18 protein-coding genes are annotated in these 15,929 nt (G+C 66.3%); 7 read left to right on the forward strand and 11 right to left on the reverse strand.

Annotated features, from left to right (window positions below; all coding sequences use genetic code 11):
* The first annotated feature begins 60 nt into the window (after window positions 1-60).
* Window positions 61-1,716, forward strand: a complete 1,656-nt coding sequence (locus tag HL666_RS17530; RefSeq protein ID WP_172114385.1) for a fumarate hydratase — start codon at window positions 61-63, stop codon at window positions 1,714-1,716.
* Between the two features lie 303 nt (window positions 1,717-2,019).
* Entirely contained in the window at window positions 2,020-2,700 is a 681-nt protein-coding gene (locus HL666_RS17535) for a DUF429 domain-containing protein (RefSeq protein WP_172182644.1), read from the forward strand.
* A 922-nt stretch (window positions 2,701-3,622) separates the two neighbouring features.
* Here the strand turns inward: HL666_RS17535 and HL666_RS17540 are convergent.
* The 4 genes from HL666_RS17540 to HL666_RS17555 form a co-directional block, all read right to left on the reverse strand.
* On the reverse strand, window positions 3,623-3,919 hold the full coding sequence (locus HL666_RS17540; protein ID WP_172182646.1) for a hypothetical protein: 297 nt from the start codon (window positions 3,917-3,919) through the stop codon (window positions 3,623-3,625).
* 118 nt (window positions 3,920-4,037) lie between these two features.
* Window positions 4,038-4,589 (reverse strand): inner membrane-spanning protein YciB, encoded by a 552-nt coding sequence (locus tag HL666_RS17545; RefSeq protein ID WP_172114383.1) that lies wholly within the window; start codon window positions 4,587-4,589, stop codon window positions 4,038-4,040.
* Between the two features lie 24 nt (window positions 4,590-4,613).
* Window positions 4,614-5,198, reverse strand: a complete 585-nt coding sequence (locus tag HL666_RS17550; RefSeq protein WP_172114382.1) for a hypothetical protein — start codon at window positions 5,196-5,198, stop codon at window positions 4,614-4,616.
* A 150-nt stretch (window positions 5,199-5,348) separates the two neighbouring features.
* Window positions 5,349-6,761 (reverse strand): carotenoid oxygenase family protein, encoded by a 1,413-nt coding sequence (locus HL666_RS17555; RefSeq protein ID WP_172182648.1) that lies wholly within the window; start codon window positions 6,759-6,761, stop codon window positions 5,349-5,351.
* A gap of 109 nt (window positions 6,762-6,870) precedes the next feature.
* Here HL666_RS17555 and HL666_RS17560 point away from each other — a divergent pair, with 109 nt between their 5' ends.
* Entirely contained in the window at window positions 6,871-7,581 is a 711-nt protein-coding gene (locus tag HL666_RS17560; protein ID WP_172182650.1) for a TetR/AcrR family transcriptional regulator, read from the forward strand.
* 45 nt (window positions 7,582-7,626) lie between these two features.
* Window positions 7,627-8,277 (forward strand): DUF6321 domain-containing protein, encoded by a 651-nt coding sequence (locus HL666_RS17565; protein ID WP_172182652.1) that lies wholly within the window; start codon window positions 7,627-7,629, stop codon window positions 8,275-8,277.
* Here the strand turns inward: HL666_RS17565 and HL666_RS17570 are convergent.
* Window positions 8,274-8,888: a hypothetical protein gene (locus tag HL666_RS17570; RefSeq protein WP_172182654.1), complete on the reverse strand. Its 615-nt coding sequence runs from the start codon at window positions 8,886-8,888 to the stop codon at window positions 8,274-8,276. The genes HL666_RS17565 and HL666_RS17570 overlap by 4 nt on opposite strands.
* Before the next feature lie 145 nt (window positions 8,889-9,033).
* On the opposite strand from HL666_RS17570, the gene HL666_RS17575 reads away from it, so the two are divergent.
* A complete protein-coding gene (locus tag HL666_RS17575) occupies window positions 9,034-9,744 on the forward strand; it encodes an SET domain-containing protein (protein WP_172182656.1) in 711 nt (236 codons plus the stop codon).
* A 26-nt stretch (window positions 9,745-9,770) separates the two neighbouring features.
* Here the strand turns inward: HL666_RS17575 and HL666_RS17580 are convergent, their stop codons facing one another.
* From HL666_RS17580 to HL666_RS17590, 3 genes are all read right to left on the reverse strand, one after another.
* A complete protein-coding gene (locus HL666_RS17580) occupies window positions 9,771-10,388 on the reverse strand; it encodes a class I SAM-dependent methyltransferase (protein WP_172182658.1) in 618 nt (205 codons plus the stop codon).
* A gap of 126 nt (window positions 10,389-10,514) precedes the next feature.
* Complete coding sequence (locus HL666_RS17585; RefSeq protein ID WP_172134533.1) at window positions 10,515-10,913, reverse strand: hypothetical protein; 399 nt, start codon at window positions 10,911-10,913, stop codon at window positions 10,515-10,517.
* A 33-nt stretch (window positions 10,914-10,946) separates the two neighbouring features.
* Window positions 10,947-11,171, reverse strand: a complete 225-nt coding sequence (locus HL666_RS17590) for a hypothetical protein (RefSeq protein ID WP_172134534.1) — start codon at window positions 11,169-11,171, stop codon at window positions 10,947-10,949.
* A gap of 104 nt (window positions 11,172-11,275) precedes the next feature.
* On the opposite strand from HL666_RS17590, the gene HL666_RS17595 reads away from it, so the two are divergent.
* Window positions 11,276-12,091 carry a helix-turn-helix domain-containing protein gene (locus HL666_RS17595; protein WP_172134570.1) on the forward strand — a complete coding sequence of 272 codons (816 nt, stop codon included), beginning with the start codon at window positions 11,276-11,278 and terminating at the stop codon, window positions 12,089-12,091.
* A 68-nt stretch (window positions 12,092-12,159) separates the two neighbouring features.
* Entirely contained in the window at window positions 12,160-12,825 is a 666-nt protein-coding gene (locus HL666_RS17600) for a DsbA family oxidoreductase (RefSeq protein WP_172114374.1), read from the forward strand.
* Here HL666_RS17600 and HL666_RS17605 read toward each other — a convergent pair.
* The 3 genes from HL666_RS17605 to HL666_RS17615 form a co-directional block, all read right to left on the reverse strand.
* Complete coding sequence (locus tag HL666_RS17605) at window positions 12,803-14,026, reverse strand: GNAT family N-acetyltransferase (RefSeq protein WP_172182660.1); 1,224 nt, start codon at window positions 14,024-14,026, stop codon at window positions 12,803-12,805. The two genes, HL666_RS17600 and HL666_RS17605, sit on opposite strands and share 23 nt — an antisense overlap.
* A gap of 136 nt (window positions 14,027-14,162) precedes the next feature.
* Entirely contained in the window at window positions 14,163-15,209 is a 1,047-nt protein-coding gene (locus tag HL666_RS17610; RefSeq protein WP_172114372.1) for an HD-GYP domain-containing protein, read from the reverse strand.
* Between the two features lie 214 nt (window positions 15,210-15,423).
* Entirely contained in the window at window positions 15,424-15,804 is a 381-nt protein-coding gene (locus HL666_RS17615) for a hypothetical protein (protein ID WP_311975835.1), read from the reverse strand.
* Window positions 15,805-15,929: the final 125 nt, after the last annotated feature.

The following is a 15,929-nucleotide window of genomic DNA, read 5'->3' on the forward strand; positions in this document are numbered from 1 at the left end:
TGATATCAGACCTGTCAAGACCGCTTTGGGCGGCCATCTTTAGAACCCCACGAGCTCGCCATGAACGCGCCGACCGCTTTCCCCGACCAGTCCAAGCCCGTCCCGCCCTACAAGCACACGCCGCTGTTTCCGCTCGGGCCGGACACCACGCCCTACAAGAAGATCACGGCCGAGGGCGTGCGGGTCGAGAAGGTGCTTGGCCGCGACATGCTGGTGGTGTCGCGCGAGGCGCTGCGCACCCTGTCGGAGGCGGCCTTCGGCGAGATCAACCACTTCCTGCGCCCTGGCCATCTGAAGCAGCTGCGCAGCATCCTGGACGACGCGGAGGCCAGCCCGAACGACAAGTTCGTCGCGCTCGACTTCCTGAAGAACGCCAACATCTCCGCCGGCGGCGTGCTGCCGATGTGCCAGGATACCGGCACTGCGATCATCATGGGCAAGAAGGGCTGCAACGTCATCACCGACGGTGACGACGAGGCTGCGCTCTCCGAAGGCGCGCGCGATGCGTATCTGCGCCGGAACCTGCGCTACTCGCAGGTCGCGCCGCTCTCGATGTACGAGGAGAAGAACACCGCCAACAACATGCCGGCGCAGACCGAGATCTATGCCGAGGGCGAGGACGCCTACAAGTTCATGTTCATGGCCAAGGGCGGCGGCTCGGCCAACAAGAGCTTCCTGTTCCAGGCGACGCCGTCGGTGCTGACGAAAGACCGGCTGCTGGCGTTCCTGAAGGAGAAGATCCTGACGCTCGGCACCGCCGCGTGCCCGCCTTATCATCTCGCCATCGTCATCGGCGGCACCTCGGCCGAGCTGTGCATGAAGACGGTGAAGCTGGCCTCCGCGCGCTATCTCGACGCGCTGCCGACGCAGGGCTCCGCTGATGGCAACGCCTTCCGCGATTTGGAGATGGAGCAGGAAATCCACAAGATGACGCAGAGCCTGGGAGTAGGGGCCCAGTTCGGCGGCAAGTATTTCTGCCACGACGTCCGCGTCATCCGCATGCCGCGCCATGGCGCCTCGCTGCCGATTGGCCTCGGCGTGTCGTGCTCGGCCGACCGCCAGGTGCTCGGCAAGATCACCAAGGACGGCGTCTATCTCGAGGAGCTCGAGCATCATCCGGCGCAGTACCTGCCGGAGGTCGAGCAGGCGCTCGGCGGCGAGGTCGTGAAGATCGACCTCAACCAGCCGATGAAGGACATCCTCGCCACGCTGTCGAAGAACCCGATCAAGACCCGGCTGTCCTTGACCGGCACCATGATCGTCGCTCGCGACGCCGCGCATGCCAAGCTGCGCGAGCGCCTCGACCGCGGCGAGCCGCTGCCGGACTACTTCAAGAACCACCCGGTCTACTACGCCGGTCCCGCCAAGACGCCCGACGGCTATGCCTCCGGCGCGTTCGGCCCGACCACCGCGGGCCGCATGGATTCCTTCGTCGACCAGTTCCAGGCCGCCGGCGGCTCGATGGTCATGGTCGCCAAGGGCAACCGCGCGCCGGCGGTGCGCGAGGCCTGCAAGAAGCACGGCGGCTTCTATCTCGGCTCGATCGGCGGTGCGGCCGCGAACCTCGCCGAGCACTGCATCAAGAAGGTCGAGGTCGTCGAATATCCCGAGCTCGGCATGGAAGCCATCTGGCGCATCGAGGTCGTCGACTTCCCGGCCTTCATCATCATCGACGACAAGGGCAACGACTTCTTCAAGGAGCTGAACCTCGGCTGAGGTGGTGCGTGCTTGATCTTCGTTGCAGCGGCCGGGAGCGATCCCGGCCGTTGGTGTATGGGCGGAGGTGGTGACCAAGTCTCGTCTTGCCACGGCGGCGGTGCACCCTCTCCCCTTGCGGGAGAGGGTGGTATGATCGCGCATTGGCGCGATCATACCGGGTGAGGGGTCTCTCTCCACGAAAACGGTACTTGCGGAGAGAACCCCTCACCCGAGCGAGTTGCGAGGCTACTATCGGTGTAGCCCTCTCCCACAAGGGGAGAGGGCGCAGTCATCGGCACTGTTTCATCCCGGACTAATAACGTGCCTGCTCAACGCTTCCTCGGTCTCGATGGCTTCTCGCGCGGCTGGGTCGCCGTGTCCATCGACGGCGATCAACGCGACATCAGCTTCCCTCCCGACATCTCCACCGGGCTCCTATTTCCCTTCACCCGCGCGGCGATCGACATTCCCATCGGCATGACCGACGACGGCAACCGCGCCTGCGACAGGCTCGCGCGCGACAAGCTCGCGCCGCATCGCTCCCGCGTCTTCACCGGCGCGCGGCGCTGGCTGTGGGAGGACTACACCGATCCGGACGAAGCGAATGCCGAGGCGTCGCGGCGTGGCCAGACGCGCGCCTCGCGCCAGCTCTGGCATCTCGGCCGCAAGATCATGGAGGTCGATGCCTACGTCCGCGCGCATCGCGACTTCGACATCCGCGAGGCCCATCCGGAGCTGGTGTTCCTGCGCCTCCACGGCGCGCCGCTGCCGTCGAAGAAGACGGCGCAGGGGACCAGGCTGCGGCGCGACCTGTTAGTTGCCGCGGGCTTTGCCGCCATCGACGACTGGCTGACCCGCGCCCGTATCGGCACCGCCGCCAAGTCCGACGATGTGCTCGACGCCTGCGCCGTCGCGCTGGCCGCCCGCGACTGCGCCGGCTGCGTGCCCGACGGCGATCCGCCACGCGATGCGCATGGCCTGGCGATGCAGATCTGGTTTTGAGAGCGCGTGAGCACTCCTGCGGCCACGAACTCCGCCGTCATTCCGGGGCGGCGCGCGCAGCGCGTCGAGCCCGGAATCCATCGGGCTGCGTGTGCTGCCGCCCGATGGATTCCGGGCTCGTGCTTCGCACGCCCCGGAATGACGGAGGAGAGAGTGTCGCCTCTCGCGAGATCCAGCGGTCAGGCGAGAATGCGTGTTCCGAAAAATAAAAATTCATTGCCATTTTCCGGAAATCATGATTATCTCCCCGCATCCCGTCCCACTGCGAAGGGGCGTAGCGCGCGATCGTCACGACACGCGGGGCGGGGAGCGATGGCCGCGATGGAGCCGCAGCGTGTCCTCAGCGGATGCGCGGACGAACGGCTCGGCGCGGACGTGAAGTCGCAGCGGCCTGACACCCCGAAGCTGGTGTCAACAGCGCAATGCGCAAGCATTGTCGCGGCATGGTGGCCAACAAGCCGGCGCACCAGGGCGACTGCGTATAAGCGTGAGACCGTCGCGCAGGGAAGGCCGGGTGTTCTCGGCTGCACCTGTGGTACCTGCCGCCTGCATTTTTTTAGCAGGCGGGCCGCAGGCGTCAGCCGACGCCTGGCCTTCNAGCAGGCGGGCCGCAGGCGTCAGCCGACGCCTGGCCTTCCCTGCGCCCTCTGCTTTCGAAGAGGGACCTGCCGGTGCATCACTCGGGCGTTATCAGCCGCGAGAATGCGAATGCTTGTCTGGGAGATGTGAAGCGGAATGCTGGCGGAAAAATAGGCGTCGTCCCGGCCTTGAGCCGGAACCCATACGCTCGGCGGATGTGAGGGGCAAAATGCCAATCGCCAGCGTGCCTCGAACCGCTCCCTGGGGGTATGGGTCCCCGCTTTCGCGGGGACGACAGCGGAGGGTGTCGAGGCGACGTGCTCACTACTCTAAAGAATAAGGATCAGCCGCGGGCGCCGGTGAAGGGGAAGCTGCCCATGAAGCCGATGCCCATCTCGCCGGAGATGGTGTCGCCGGTGACCTTGCCCTTGAAGTCGAGCGTCAGCGGCATCGGGCTGGTGATCGAGACCTTCCAGGCGACGTCGTCGCCATTGACGGTGCCGTCGAAGATCTCGGCGGAATCGCCCTCGGCGGCCTGGGTGCCGGTCAGCGTCGAGCCGGAGCTCTTCACGCTCAACGTCGCGCTGCGCTCGCCCATCGGCGTGTTCAAGGTCAGATTCCAGTTGCCGTCCACAGCCATCGATCGTTCTCCCTGGCGTTGCACATCCCGGATGCCGAAGTGGCCCCGCATGGATGCATTCGCGCGCCCCTATAGCGCATCTTTGATCGTAAGCCCATTGGGCGATCGACGGCTCCGGTCAGGCTCGTGCGGCCCGGAGGCGGTTGGCGACCACGAAGCGGAACGCGATGAACTGCAGGGCGAACGCTGCGACCTTGGCGCCGCCGGCGACCACGGTGATGTAGAGCACCCACAGCTTGATGTCGCCGGTCATGGCGACGGCGACCGTGCCGAGGCCGAGTGCGAACATCAGCGCCGCCCAGGCATAGCCCGCGACCGTGACGTATTCCGGAATCGTCTCGGAAACGATCGGCGGCACGTAGCGCAGCATCCAGCCGCGCCTGAGCATGATCAGGCCGATGGCGAAATGGCCGATCGCGGGCTTTGCGAACATGAAGCGCGGATCGTTGGTCAGCAGCGTGACGCCGCCGAGCACGATGACGAGGGCGACGCTGGCATAGGCCATGAAGCTGAGGCTGACGCCCTTGATGCGGGCCCAGACCACCTGGACGATGGCGACGCCGACCGCGGCGGAGGTGGCCAGCACGACGTCATCGGTGGCGATGTACAGGATGAAGAAGACGGCAGCGGAGAGAAAATCGGCAGTCAGTTTCGCAAACACGTCTTTCACGCACGTCTCCCTGGAGCCAACCCGTCACGAATCCTGACCGGACATTGCGGCGGCAGTCTGCGCGGCGATGTCCTTCGTCTTACGATACTCAGGATACCAGCGCGTGAAATAAAGTGCACTGTTGCGTGCAGCGAAGGCAATGGCGAGGCCGGTCCAGTAGGGCAGGCCGGGAACGTAGAGCGTCATGAGGTTACCGACGACCATTAGCAGCGCCGCCAGCGTCCAGGCGCCGGTGATGACGTAATTGGCGCGCAGAAAGCCGGGAATCGCCGCCGTTTCCGGCGGCACGTCCTCGAGCGCATATTGCAGGGTGAAGGGGGTGCGGAGCAGCATCGAGCCCAGCGACAGTGCGAAAATGCCGCAGTCGACGGCGATCCGCACTCCGGACGCGCTCAAGGTGGGATCGAAGAGCTGCAGGTAGGCGGCTACGCCGGCGAATATGATCGCCGAGCCGAGGCCCAGGATCTTGACCGACCGGCCGCGCACGACGTCCAGCCCAACCACCGCCAGGCACAGCGCGGCCGCCACCGCCAGGCTGAGCGTGGCCGAGGCCACCATCATCAGCGCAGCATAGACGCCGTAGGGCGCGAGGATGAGGAAGATCGTCATGGCGAGGTCCCGTCACGCTTATCTTTACATTGGAAAGATAAATACGGCCCGCTGCGGCGCGGGTCAAGGCGAACTTGACAGTGTAAACATATCGTGAGGCGAGAGGTTAGCGTCGTGTTGTCAATGGCTTGGTATTCAGAGGCTCGGATTTCAGGCGCTGACCCAGTTGCCGTGGAAGCCGTCCGGCACGCGGTGGCCGAGATGAACCAGCGCCACCGGTCCGCTGCCGATGTCGGTGGCGTTGAACACGGCGAGGTCGGATGTGTTGGTCGCGGCACGCCAGACCACGGTCAGCAGCCAGCCGTCGCCTTCGGCCGCGCCCGCGCTGCGCGGCACGAACACCGGCTCGGACAGGCTGTCGCCGTCCGGCAGAAGATGGGTCGCGCGCCGCGTGCCGGCGCCATCGACATGAGCGAGGCCGGAGAGTGCGCCGAACAGCGGGCCGTCCGGATTGGCGCAGGCGTACCAGCCATGATGGCTGGCAAGGCCGGCGCGGCGGTCGTCGACGCGGGGGAATTCGCCGGTGAGGTCGTCGAGATACATCTGCGTGAAGCGGTCGCTGTTGCCGGCGAGGTCGAAGCTCCAGCGGCACAGCCGCGCGCGCGACTTCCGCGGATCGGTCGGCCGACCGTCGGGGTGCGGAAACAACGGCGGCTCGTCGAACTGCATGACGTCGGCAATGATGCGGCTGCCGTCGTCCCAGGCGTTCATGATGTGGAAGACGTAGCAGGCGTCACCGCGAAACCAGACGATGTCCTTGATGTCGCCGCTCCGCTTCATCACACCGACGAAGGCGCCCTTGTCGGGCTCCCACGCATACGGCGGCTTGCCCGACATTGCGCGTTCCATGCTGCCGGTGAGCGGGAGGATCGGAAACAGGACGTGGTTGGCGGTGACGATGAAGTCATGCACCATGCTGGCATAGGGCGCCTCGAACCGATTGAAGCGCGTCAATTGGCCGGCGGCATCGATGGTGCCGTAGGTGAGCGCGGGCGTCAGCGGTCCGGCCGCGTTATAGCCGAAGAACAGCAACTCGCCGGTGACCGGGTCGGTCTTTGGATGCGCGGTGAAGGCCCCGCGCAGGCGGCCGCCGAAATCCTGATAGCCTGTCGTCGCCAGCGTGCCGGGCTCGATCTCGGTCGGCAGATGCGCCTCCTCCAGCGCGAGCAGCTTCCCCGCATGGGCGATGATGTTGGTGTTGGCGACGCCGCCATCGCTGACGTCGCTCGGCGCGTCCGGCAGCTTGCGGCCGAAGCCGCCGAACAGCGCGCGTCCCGCGCGGCGCTCGGCCTCGAATTTCGGCGTGCGGATCCAGCGGTTGCGATAGGAGGCGCGGCCGTTTTCGAGATGGAAGGCGTGCAGCATGCCGTCGCCGACGAACCAGTGCGAGCCGGGCGAGTCGAACTGCGGATTGGGACCGTTGCGATAGAGCGTGCCGTTGAGCTCGCGCGGCAGCTCGCCGGTGACCTTCAGGAACGGGGCATCACATTCGAACGGGATCGGCGCGAGATTGTTGCGCCTGGTCCAGTTGTGCTGGTCACTCGTCTGGAGAGTTTCGCTCACGACCGTTCCTCCACTTTATCTTTACGTTGTAAAGATAAACCTAGCGGTCGCGCAGGCGATGGTCAAGGCAAATCTTTACGGTGTCAAAATTGCTTGTATAAGGAGACTCATGACGAGCAAGACGGAACAGGTTCGGGCCCGGCCCCGCCGCACGCCTGCGCCAGCGGCACGCCTGGCGCGGCGACGTACCGGCGCAGCGGAGGCGGCGCCCTATCACCACGGTGCGCTACGCGATGCGCTGCTGCAAGCCGCCGAGCGCGTGCTGGAGCGGGACGGCCTCGCGGGCCTCACCTTGCGCGCGGTGGCGCGCGAGGCGGGCGTCTCGCATGCAGCGCCGACGCATCATTTCAAGGATCTCACCGGGCTCGTCAGCGAGCTCGCCGCGATCGGCTTCACGCGCTTCAACGCGGCGATGAAGGCCGCGGGAGAATCGCCGGGCACCCCGATCGAGCGCGCGATGGCCCGGGCGCATGCCTATGTCGCTTACGCGCAGGCCAATCCCGGCATGTACGGGCTGATGTTCCGCACCGAGCGCCTCGACTATTCACGCCCGTCGCTGCACGCCGCCGCCGAGGCCTCTTTTGCCGGTCTGGCGGGCTCGGTGGCGGCGCGCGAAGGCCTTGTCGGCGACGAGGAGCTGTCGCTGGATCAGGCCGCGGCGATCGCGCGCGCGTGGTCGCTGGTGCATGGCTATACGATGCTGCTGCTCGAAGGCCGGCTCGCCGACATTCTGCGCCGCTCGCCCGCGGGCACCACGGCCGAATCGCTGCTGGATGCGATGCTGCGCGCGACCGTGCCGAGGCTGCCGCCGGGGGCGTAGTTCGACGCAGCGGAAACCTGGTCGGGGATCATGCGTTGATGACGCATGGCACGATCACCACGCGCTCCCTGGAGCAAGGCCAATCCGCGCAAGCGCGCCGGCAAGGCCTCCAAGCCTCTCACCCCGGCACAAAAGGCGACGGCCAAGGCGCGCGCCCGCCGGGCGGGACGGCGCTATCCCAACCTCGTCGACAACATGCGCGTTGCGGCCAAGAAGGCCGCCAAGACCAAGACCAGCGGTCGCAAGCGGACGGCGAAGTCCAAGACCACGCCGCGCGCCGCCCCCTCTGCAAAGAAGCGACCGGCCAAGCGCGGCGCGGCTCGCTCTCGGAAGACGACAACCCAAGCGCCGGAGAAGGATCCGCGCGGCGGCCTCACCGCGGCGGGGCGCCGGGCGTTTGCCGAACGCGACGGCGCGCATTTGAAGCCGGGCGTCACCAAGAAGGTGTCGGAGATGACGCCGCTGGAGATGCGCCGCAAGGGCAGCTGGGCGGTGCGGTTCTACGGACGCAAGCGGTTGCCGCCGCTCGTCGACGCGAAAGGGCGTCCCACGCGGCTGGCGCTCTCGGCGCATGCCTGGGGCGAGCCGGTGCCGCGCACCGTGGCAGCTGCGCGCCGGATTGCTGCGAAAGGCGAGCGGCTGCTCGCACGCTATCATCGCATCAAGGACCGGGATGCCGGAGGCAGAAGAGGCTAGGGCGCTGGCAGAGCCAGATCGATCACGCGGCCGCGCGGGCCCATGATCTTCACCTTGTCCTTGCCGCAGGCAAAGCCCCGCGCCGCCTCGTCAGCGGCCTGCCGTGCCAGTTCGTTGGCGTTGGTGCCGGCGGCATCGACATAAGCGACGTGGCACACCGGCCCCGGCGGCAGCCGCGTCACCACCAGCATCGGCTTGTCCTTCGGCCCCTTCCTGCCCTGGTCGTCATTGTCGGCGATCTGCCAGCGCTGGATGATCGCGAACGGTTTGCCGTCGGCCATGCGCCATTCGACGATGGGACCGGCGGAGTTGAACGGACCGAACCAGGTCTGGGCTGCGGGCTCCTTCGCGGCGGTGCGGATGTTGCGGCCCACCGACACCGTCTGACGAAGATCGCCTTCATTCACGAGCAGGATCAGGCCGTCTCTGCCGGGGCAGGTTTGCGTAGAGCTGTCGCCCTCCGGCTTGCCGATGGTGCGGCAGTCCTTGGCGGCCGCCGACGTGTAGGCGCTGGCGATGGTCTCTGCAGCCGCCCGGCTGATCCACGGGATCAAGAGCACGAGCGCGACACTGATTCGCGAGACTGCGCCATTGATGAAGGATTTGGGCATGCAAGTGCGCCTGATATCCGGAACTCGTCCCGCGCAGGACGCTGCAAGCTGGGGACGGCGCGAAACGGCAGCGGGAAACACCTGACAGCGTGGCGAAATTATCCTAGAACGGCGGCCTCGCAAGGTCCATCTCTTCTCATCACTCATGCCTGTCATCCCAAAGACCAAACCCTATCGCGTCGGCCGCTCCAAGACGGGGCTCGGCCTGTTCGCCACGCAGCCGATCAAGAAGGGCACCAAGATCATCCGCTATTTCGGGCCGCTGCTGGATTCGAAGAAGGCGGAGGACGACGCGATCGAGAACAAATATCTGTTCGAGCTCGACAAGCGCTGGACCATCGACGGCTCGATCCGCGAGAACGTCGCCCGCTACATCAATCATTCCTGCAAGCCGAACGCCGAATCCGACGTCAAGCCGCGCAAGAAGAAGATCGTCATCCGCGCCATCAAGAACATCGCGCCGGGCGACGAGATCAACTACGATTACGGCACGGACTACTTCAAAGCCTATCTGAAGCCGATCGGATGCAAATGCGATGCCTGCGAGAAGAAGCGGGCGAAGAAGAAGGCGGAAGAGCGCGCCGAGCGGGCACGGGTGAAGGCCAAGGAGAACGCAAAGGACGCGCGCAAGGCCGAGAAGAAGGCGAACAAGAAGACCGACGAGCTCGCCAAGGAGACGGCGAAGGACAAGGCCAAGCAGCGCGCCAAGGCCAAGGCCAAGTCTACGTCCAAGTCCAGCGCCTCCGCGAAATCAGATCGTGCCGCGGCCAAGAGCCGCCGGCCTGCGGTCGGCAAGCGGGTCAAGACCAAGTCCAGTCCGGCCAAGACGCTGACGAGCCGCGCCAAGGCGGCTTGATCCGGCCCGCCTGCGGCGGTCGTCCGTCAGGGCTGTTTGGCAAAGGCCAGTGTCGTCCAGCTCACCCCCGCGGCCTGGTTATCGACGCGGGACGAAGGGCCGTGGCGGTTCAGCTCGAGCCGCAGGCCGAGCTGCCGCGCCGGCGCGATGATCGTCTCGGGATCGATCTCGAACATCCGGCGGCCTGGCGGGACCGGCCCATGCCGCAACGTCATGATGAGCTTGCCACCGGGCGCGACGCCGGCCGCGATGTTGGGAAGCGCGCGTTGCCGCTGCGCTTCGTCGAGATGCATGAGGACGGCGGTTATCATCACGAGGTCGAACGCTTCGTCACGCATCGCCAGCGCGGCGAGCTCTGGAAGGCTGTCATCGATCCAGGTGATGGCGGCGGAGGCATGAATCTGCATCGCGCGGAGGCGCAGTGCAGCTGTCGGCTCGACGGCGACCACCTGATGTCCGAGGCTGGCGAACCACGCCGCATCGCGCCCGGTACCGGCGCCGATGTCCAGCACGCGAGCGGGCGCTTTGGGCAGCAGGTGAAGCACGGCCGCATGGACCTGTTCCGGCGGGATGCTCTCGTAACGCACGAACAGCGTGTCGGCCTCGGCGGCGTAGCCCTCCGTTCCGCTGACATGCGGCTGCATCGGTGTGATCTCCCGTCGGCACGCGACTATGCCGGAGGTGCGCGCGCGATGCATGCCCTCGTTTCAGTTCGGATGCGAGCGCCCGTCCGTCCGATCTCGACGGACGGCGCCCGCCTTCAGGCGGCGTCAGGCCGTGACGGCACGGGAACTGCGGCGCAGCCCCATATATTGCAACTCGGCGAACACGCCGGTGCCGACCGCCTGCGCCGCAACGAAGATCTCTCCCAGCACATTGGGCGTGACGGAGCCGGAGAACAACAGTGCGATGCTGCCGACCGTCCACGCGGCATTGCCGGCGATCACGAGCATGACCAGCGGCTTCGGCGCCAGTTGTCGCGATCCCAGCCAGCCGACGAAGGCGGCATAGACGATCAGGAACATCCCGGTCTCGCGCAGCAGCGCGTCGGGGAGTTGCAGCCGTGCCGCGAGCGGCGATGCGGCGAAGGTGAGCGCAAGGCCTGCGACGCCGCTGAACACGGCATCGGCGATCAGGGCGCGGCGGAGCAGGGCGGACGAGGTGATCATGTCGGGTCTCCTTCGGTTGGGGTGAGGTTGGCTTCAGCGGAACCAGGCGAGGAGTTGACGTCGCAGGCGCGCCGGGCACAGCGAGCGTGCGGCCCGGAGCTCCATTTCATAGACCTGCGCGAAGACGAGGCTGCCCGTGGCGTGCAGCAGCGGCTCCGGCAGGTTGAGCGAGCGCGCCAGCAGCGAGGTTGCAAGCCCGGCCATCCAGCGGCTGACGGCTGCAAGTGGAGTAGTTGTCGGTGTCTGCGGCCTGCTCATGGTCATCTCCTGTGGTGACGACGATGGTCGGCAACGGGAGGCATTTCGATTACCTCGCACGTCATGGTGGCGCTGACGTCTGCGTGATAGGTCTTCCGCTCATGATGACCCAGCTCGCCTCGGCGCGCGCCGACCGCGCCAAACCCGTTCATGTCGGAGAGCATCTGCGGCAGTGGCGGCAGCGCCGGCATCTGTCGCAGCTCGACCTCGCGCTCGATGCCGAGATCTCGGCGCGCCATCTGAGCTTCGTGGAGACCGGCCGGGCCGCGCCGTCGCGCGACATGGTCCTCAAACTGGCGGAGCGGCTGGACGTGCCGCTGCGTGAGCGCAACGTCCTGCTGGTTGCGGCGGGCTACGCGCCTGCGTTCCAGCAGCGCCCACTCGATGACCCCGCGCTCAAGCCCGCGCGCGAGGCGATGAACCTGGTGCTCAAGGCGCATGAGCCCAATCCGGCGCTCGCGGTCGATCGGCATTGGAACCTGGTCGCGGCCAATCGGATGATCGCGCCGCTGCTGGCGGGCATCCCCGAACGGCTGCTGGCGCCGCCGCTCAACGTGCTGCGCGTCGCGTTCCATCCCGAGGGGCTCGCCGCGCGGACGGTGAACCTCGCCGAATGGTGCGGGCATCTGCTGGAGCGGTTGCACCGGCAATGCGAGGCCACTGCGGATGCCGACTTGCTGACGCTCTATCAGGAGCTGAAATCCTATCCGATTCCGGCGCGATCGGCCCCTATCGCAGCTGACAGCGTCGCGATTCCGCTGCGGCTGCGGGTGGGCGCCGATGTGCTGAGCTTCTTCTCGACGACGATGGTGTTCGGCACGCCGGTCGACATCACGCTGTCGGAGCTGGCGCTGGAGACCTTCTTCCCGGCTGACGAGCTCACGGCCGCGAGGCTGAAGGAGATGGTTACCTCGCTGTGACCTGAGCTTGTGTTGGCCGTTCACCGCTCTATCTTGGGCGTAGCCCGTTGGAACCTGGAGGCACGCGCATGAGCACCTTGAAGCCGCTGATCATCGACGTCGTCTCCGACGTCGTCTGTCCCTGGTGCTACATCGGCAAGCATCGCATCGAGGAGGCCCTGAAGCTGGTACCCGACGTGCCGGTCGAGGTGAACTTCCGGCCGTTCTTCCTCAATCCCTGGGTGCCGCGCGAGGGCATCAGCCGCGAGCAATATCTGACGACCAAGTTCGGCTCGGTCGAAGCCTATAAGGGCATCGCGGGTCGCGTGGTCGCGGCCGCGGAGCAGGAGGGACTGAACTACCGGCCCGACAAGGTGGCGCGCCAGCCCAACACGACCGATTGCCATCGCCTCATTCACTGGGCCGGCCAGATCGGCAAGGCGGCTGAGATGAAGCAGCGGCTGATGGAGCTGTATTTCCGCGACGGCGGCGATCTCACCGACACCGAGGTGCTGGTGCAGGCCGCCGCGGATTGCGGGCTCGATGCCGCTGTCGTCCGCAAGATGCTGGCGACCGACGAGGACGTCGCGCTGGTCTCGGGGCAGGCCCAGGAAGCCGCAGAGAAGGGCATCTCCGGCGTGCCGACCTACGTCTTCGCGCAAAAATACGCCGTGTCCGGCGCGCAGGATCCGCAGATGCTGGCGCGCGCCATTCGCCAGGTCTCGGCAGAGGTCAATGCGCAGGCCGCTGAGTAGTCGTCCGGTGTCTCCGCCAGTCGCGGATCGCGTGAACCGCGCGCCGCGCAAGGCCGAGGCCCTGGCGGCGGGCGATCAGCGCGGCGTGAATGATCTCGACGGCGGGATCGCGCGCATAGAGCGGGATCAGCACGTCACCGATCGCAAGGCGCCCGCGCCAGATCGGATTGATCATGGGATGGTCGGGACCCGCGGTGGAATCGGCGGAACTGATGGACGGATCGCTGCAGAGGTGCCGCGTCAGATCGAGCGTCAATTGCACGCCCGGCGAATATTTCGCGAACCGCTCGTCGACGCCGAGCTTGAAGAAGAAGGCGCGGCCGCGGTGGCGCAGCACGATGCCCGCAGCCACGGCCATGTCGCCGGCCAGGAGGCTGATGATCTCGCAGGCGTGGTCCTGCGCGAGCGCCGGCACTGCGCGCCGAATGAAGGTTGCATCGCCATCATGCTGGATCAGCGCGGTGCCCCGGCGTCCCTTCCAGCCGCTCGCCTCGAGCCGCAGGAAGGTCTCGAGCGCAGCTGCGACATCGCCGGGGGCGCGCGCGACCTCGATGCGGACCTCGCCATGCTCGGCCAGACGATGGCGCTGGCGGCGCAGCTCCTTCAGTTTCTTGGTGCCGAGCGCGTCGTGGAGCATCGTCTCGCCGTCGCCGGTCGCGTCGAGGCATGCTCGCTCGTAGGAGTGCACGATGCGTGGACGCAGCCCCGCGCTGCCGAGCACGGTGGCGAACGCCTGCATCACGGGACCCCTGACCGACATGTCGCGCAGCAGCACCGCGCGTGCACCCGTTCGCCTGGCCTCGTCGAGAAGTCGCGCCGCGGCCGGCTCCGCGCTGCCGGCATCGAGCAGAGGCGTGCACAACGTGCCGTAGGGGTGGCCGCTGGCGAGCACAGGCAGCGGCAGCTTGCAGGCGCGCCACAGCGAGGTGACGGGCATGAGGCCGACGAGGTGAGGGGACGGGTCGTCATTCCACGCGCACAACGCCGAGGTGCCGGTGCGGCCCTGGGCAGAGGCGTCGACGGCGAGCTCCCAACCCGGCAGGTAGTAGCCGTTCGGCTCCAGCGCCCGCTGGGCGAGAGCCTGCCAGGCCGGAACAGCGACCTCTCCGAGCGCAAGCAAGGGCGCCGCCGCCGCAACGGTGCGGCGCCCTGGTGCGCCCGCTGAAGCATGTGCAATCGAATGATCGATGATCTCGGCCACGTCCCATCGTCCCCTTGCTGCGCGAACCGCGCAGCCCGGCCGAACGGTATCGCAAAGCTGACAAGATAGGCCTTGCCGCTCGGTTAGGATTTGCGTGCCGGCCTTAACCGCCCATTCACCACGGCTCGATTGAGCCTCAGCGCATCAGCGCGACATCGCGGAAGGCGCCGATCAGCGGCTTCTCGAGCTTGCCTTCCATCCCCTGCAGAATCTCGTATGCCTTTTCGCGCGCCATCACCGGCTTGTAGCTGCGGTATTCGATCAAGGCCGAGAAGATGTCGGAGATGGTGAGGATGCGCGTCAGATCCGGGATGTTGTTGGCCATCAGCCCGTCCGGATAGCCGCTGCCGTCGAGAAATTCATGATGGTGGCGGACCGCGTTGAGCACCTCGGTCGTGATCGCCGCGTTGTCCTTCAGCGCATCGTATCCCGCCGCGGGGTGTGTTTCGACCAGCGCGCGCTCCTTGACGTCGAGCCGGCCCGGCTTGTCGAGGATGGTCAGCGGGATCTTGGCCTTGCCGATGTCGTGGAACATCGCGGCCATGTAGAGCCGCTCCAGATCGGAGCTGTGGACGCCGAGGCTCAGACCGAAATCGACGGTGATGCCGGTGACCAGCAGACAATGCTGATAGGTGCCTTCATGGTGGCGCCGAACGGTCGCGAGCCAGTCCGACAGGCCGTTTTCAGCGATACATTCCGCAATCCGCTTGCCGGCGCGACGCGTCTCCTCGATGTCGATCTCGGCCCCGCCGAGTACCGCAGCGAACATCGAGGCGATGCAGGCCGCGCCTGTGAATGCGGCCTGGCGATCGTCGACTGCAACGCTCTTGACCGCCGAGCTCGGCCGCGCATCCAGCAGCTTTCCCAGCAACTGATTGCGGCTCGGTGTGCTCGACAACACGCTCGTAGCACCGAGCGCATAGGCCTGAACCGTCGACAGACGGGACTTGTGGTTGGTCAGGAAGATGCGGCGTGGAATCCGCGCCAGCCGGTCGGAGATCCCTTTCAATGCCGTGATGTTGTCGACGTCGCGCAGATCCGCGGCGACGACGATGGCGTCGATGTCGCCGCCTTTGATATCGGCGGCACCGATCAGCTCCGATGTGAGCGAGCAGCGCTCGGCCAGCATGCCACGAAGCAGGGCGAGCTTGGCTGTGTCATCGCCGACGATATGAACGTTCATGGAGAACCAGATTCCAAGGGTCATTCCGCGCGTGTGTCGGAGATGATGTTCCCCAGGAATCGTTAAATTTGAGCCATTCGTTCGCTGGGCGGTCGCTGGTTTGCGTTAGCTAATAACTAACACTACGTTCCCGAGGTGGTAGCAGGTTCTTGCATGGAGCGGCTCGTAATCAGCTCCGGTCGTCCGGATTTAATACAATCGCCCTGTGGTTGAATCATTTCGTGGGCAGGATCGGTTTGTAATCATCAGACACGCAGTCGCGGCCTGGGACGGCGCGCCGCCGGTCGATGATCTCGTTTTGCCTGATCGTCAGCCGGTAGGTCTGGCGCCGGAGCCGAGCGCCGGCGACGGAGATGATCTGGGCGCGCACGCAGGCTGTCCATGCGTCGCCACGCTCCGTGCGCATGGCGGGTGTGGCCTCCAGATCGCGCGGCTGCGCCGTGGCGACGAAGATCATGTCGAGAGACTTGCGGACGAGAACCGCCACGTCGGGCGGGGATTCCGGCGGCGGCTCGGGGGCCCTGGCGCGCATGAAGGCGGGGAGGCGGGATTGACTGTCTGCGGCGCAGCCTGCAAGCGGCAGAGCCGCGAGCATTCCCGCAACTGACGCCATCAGTCGCATTTTCGAGCTACCCGCCATGCGGCGCGGACGCTAGGTCGCGATCGCGGCAATGCTGCGGGAATCTCGTGCTGCAAAGATGTCGACCAGGACGCCACGAT

The organism is Bradyrhizobium aeschynomenes (assembly GCF_013178945.1).
GTDB classification, from domain to species: domain Bacteria; phylum Pseudomonadota; class Alphaproteobacteria; order Rhizobiales; family Xanthobacteraceae; genus Bradyrhizobium; species Bradyrhizobium aeschynomenes.

What these genes read in the sequence shown, in the direction of transcription:
- HL666_RS17540 (WP_172182646.1), bottom strand. Translation starts at nt 3,919, where the DNA reads ATGGCTGTGGACGGCAACTGGAATCTGACCTTGAACACGCCGATGGGC.
- HL666_RS17600 (WP_172114374.1), top strand. Translation starts at nt 12,160, where the DNA reads ATGAGCACCTTGAAGCCGCTGATCATCGACGTCGTCTCCGACGTCGTC.
- HL666_RS17580 (WP_172182658.1), bottom strand. Translation starts at nt 10,388, where the DNA reads ATGCAGCCGCATGTCAGCGGAACGGAGGGCTACGCCGCCGAGGCCGAC.
- HL666_RS17565 (WP_172182652.1), top strand. Translation starts at nt 7,627, where the DNA reads ATGGCACGATCACCACGCGCTCCCTGGAGCAAGGCCAATCCGCGCAAG.
- HL666_RS17585 (WP_172134533.1), bottom strand. Translation starts at nt 10,913, where the DNA reads ATGATCACCTCGTCCGCCCTGCTCCGCCGCGCCCTGATCGCCGATGCC.
- HL666_RS17560 (WP_172182650.1), top strand. Translation starts at nt 6,871, where the DNA reads ATGACGAGCAAGACGGAACAGGTTCGGGCCCGGCCCCGCCGCACGCCT.
- HL666_RS17530 (WP_172114385.1), top strand. Translation starts at nt 61, where the DNA reads ATGAACGCGCCGACCGCTTTCCCCGACCAGTCCAAGCCCGTCCCGCCC.
- HL666_RS17550 (WP_172114382.1), bottom strand. Translation starts at nt 5,198, where the DNA reads ATGACGATCTTCCTCATCCTCGCGCCCTACGGCGTCTATGCTGCGCTG.
- HL666_RS17590 (WP_172134534.1), bottom strand. Translation starts at nt 11,171, where the DNA reads ATGAGCAGGCCGCAGACACCGACAACTACTCCACTTGCAGCCGTCAGC.
- HL666_RS17575 (WP_172182656.1), top strand. Translation starts at nt 9,034, where the DNA reads ATGCCTGTCATCCCAAAGACCAAACCCTATCGCGTCGGCCGCTCCAAG.
- HL666_RS17615 (WP_311975835.1), bottom strand. Translation starts at nt 15,804, where the DNA reads ATGCTCGCGGCTCTGCCGCTTGCAGGCTGCGCCGCAGACAGTCAATCC.
- HL666_RS17570 (WP_172182654.1), bottom strand. Translation starts at nt 8,888, where the DNA reads ATGCCCAAATCCTTCATCAATGGCGCAGTCTCGCGAATCAGTGTCGCG.
- HL666_RS17610 (WP_172114372.1), bottom strand. Translation starts at nt 15,209, where the DNA reads ATGAACGTTCATATCGTCGGCGATGACACAGCCAAGCTCGCCCTGCTT.
- HL666_RS17595 (WP_172134570.1), top strand. Translation starts at nt 11,276, where the DNA reads ATGACCCAGCTCGCCTCGGCGCGCGCCGACCGCGCCAAACCCGTTCAT.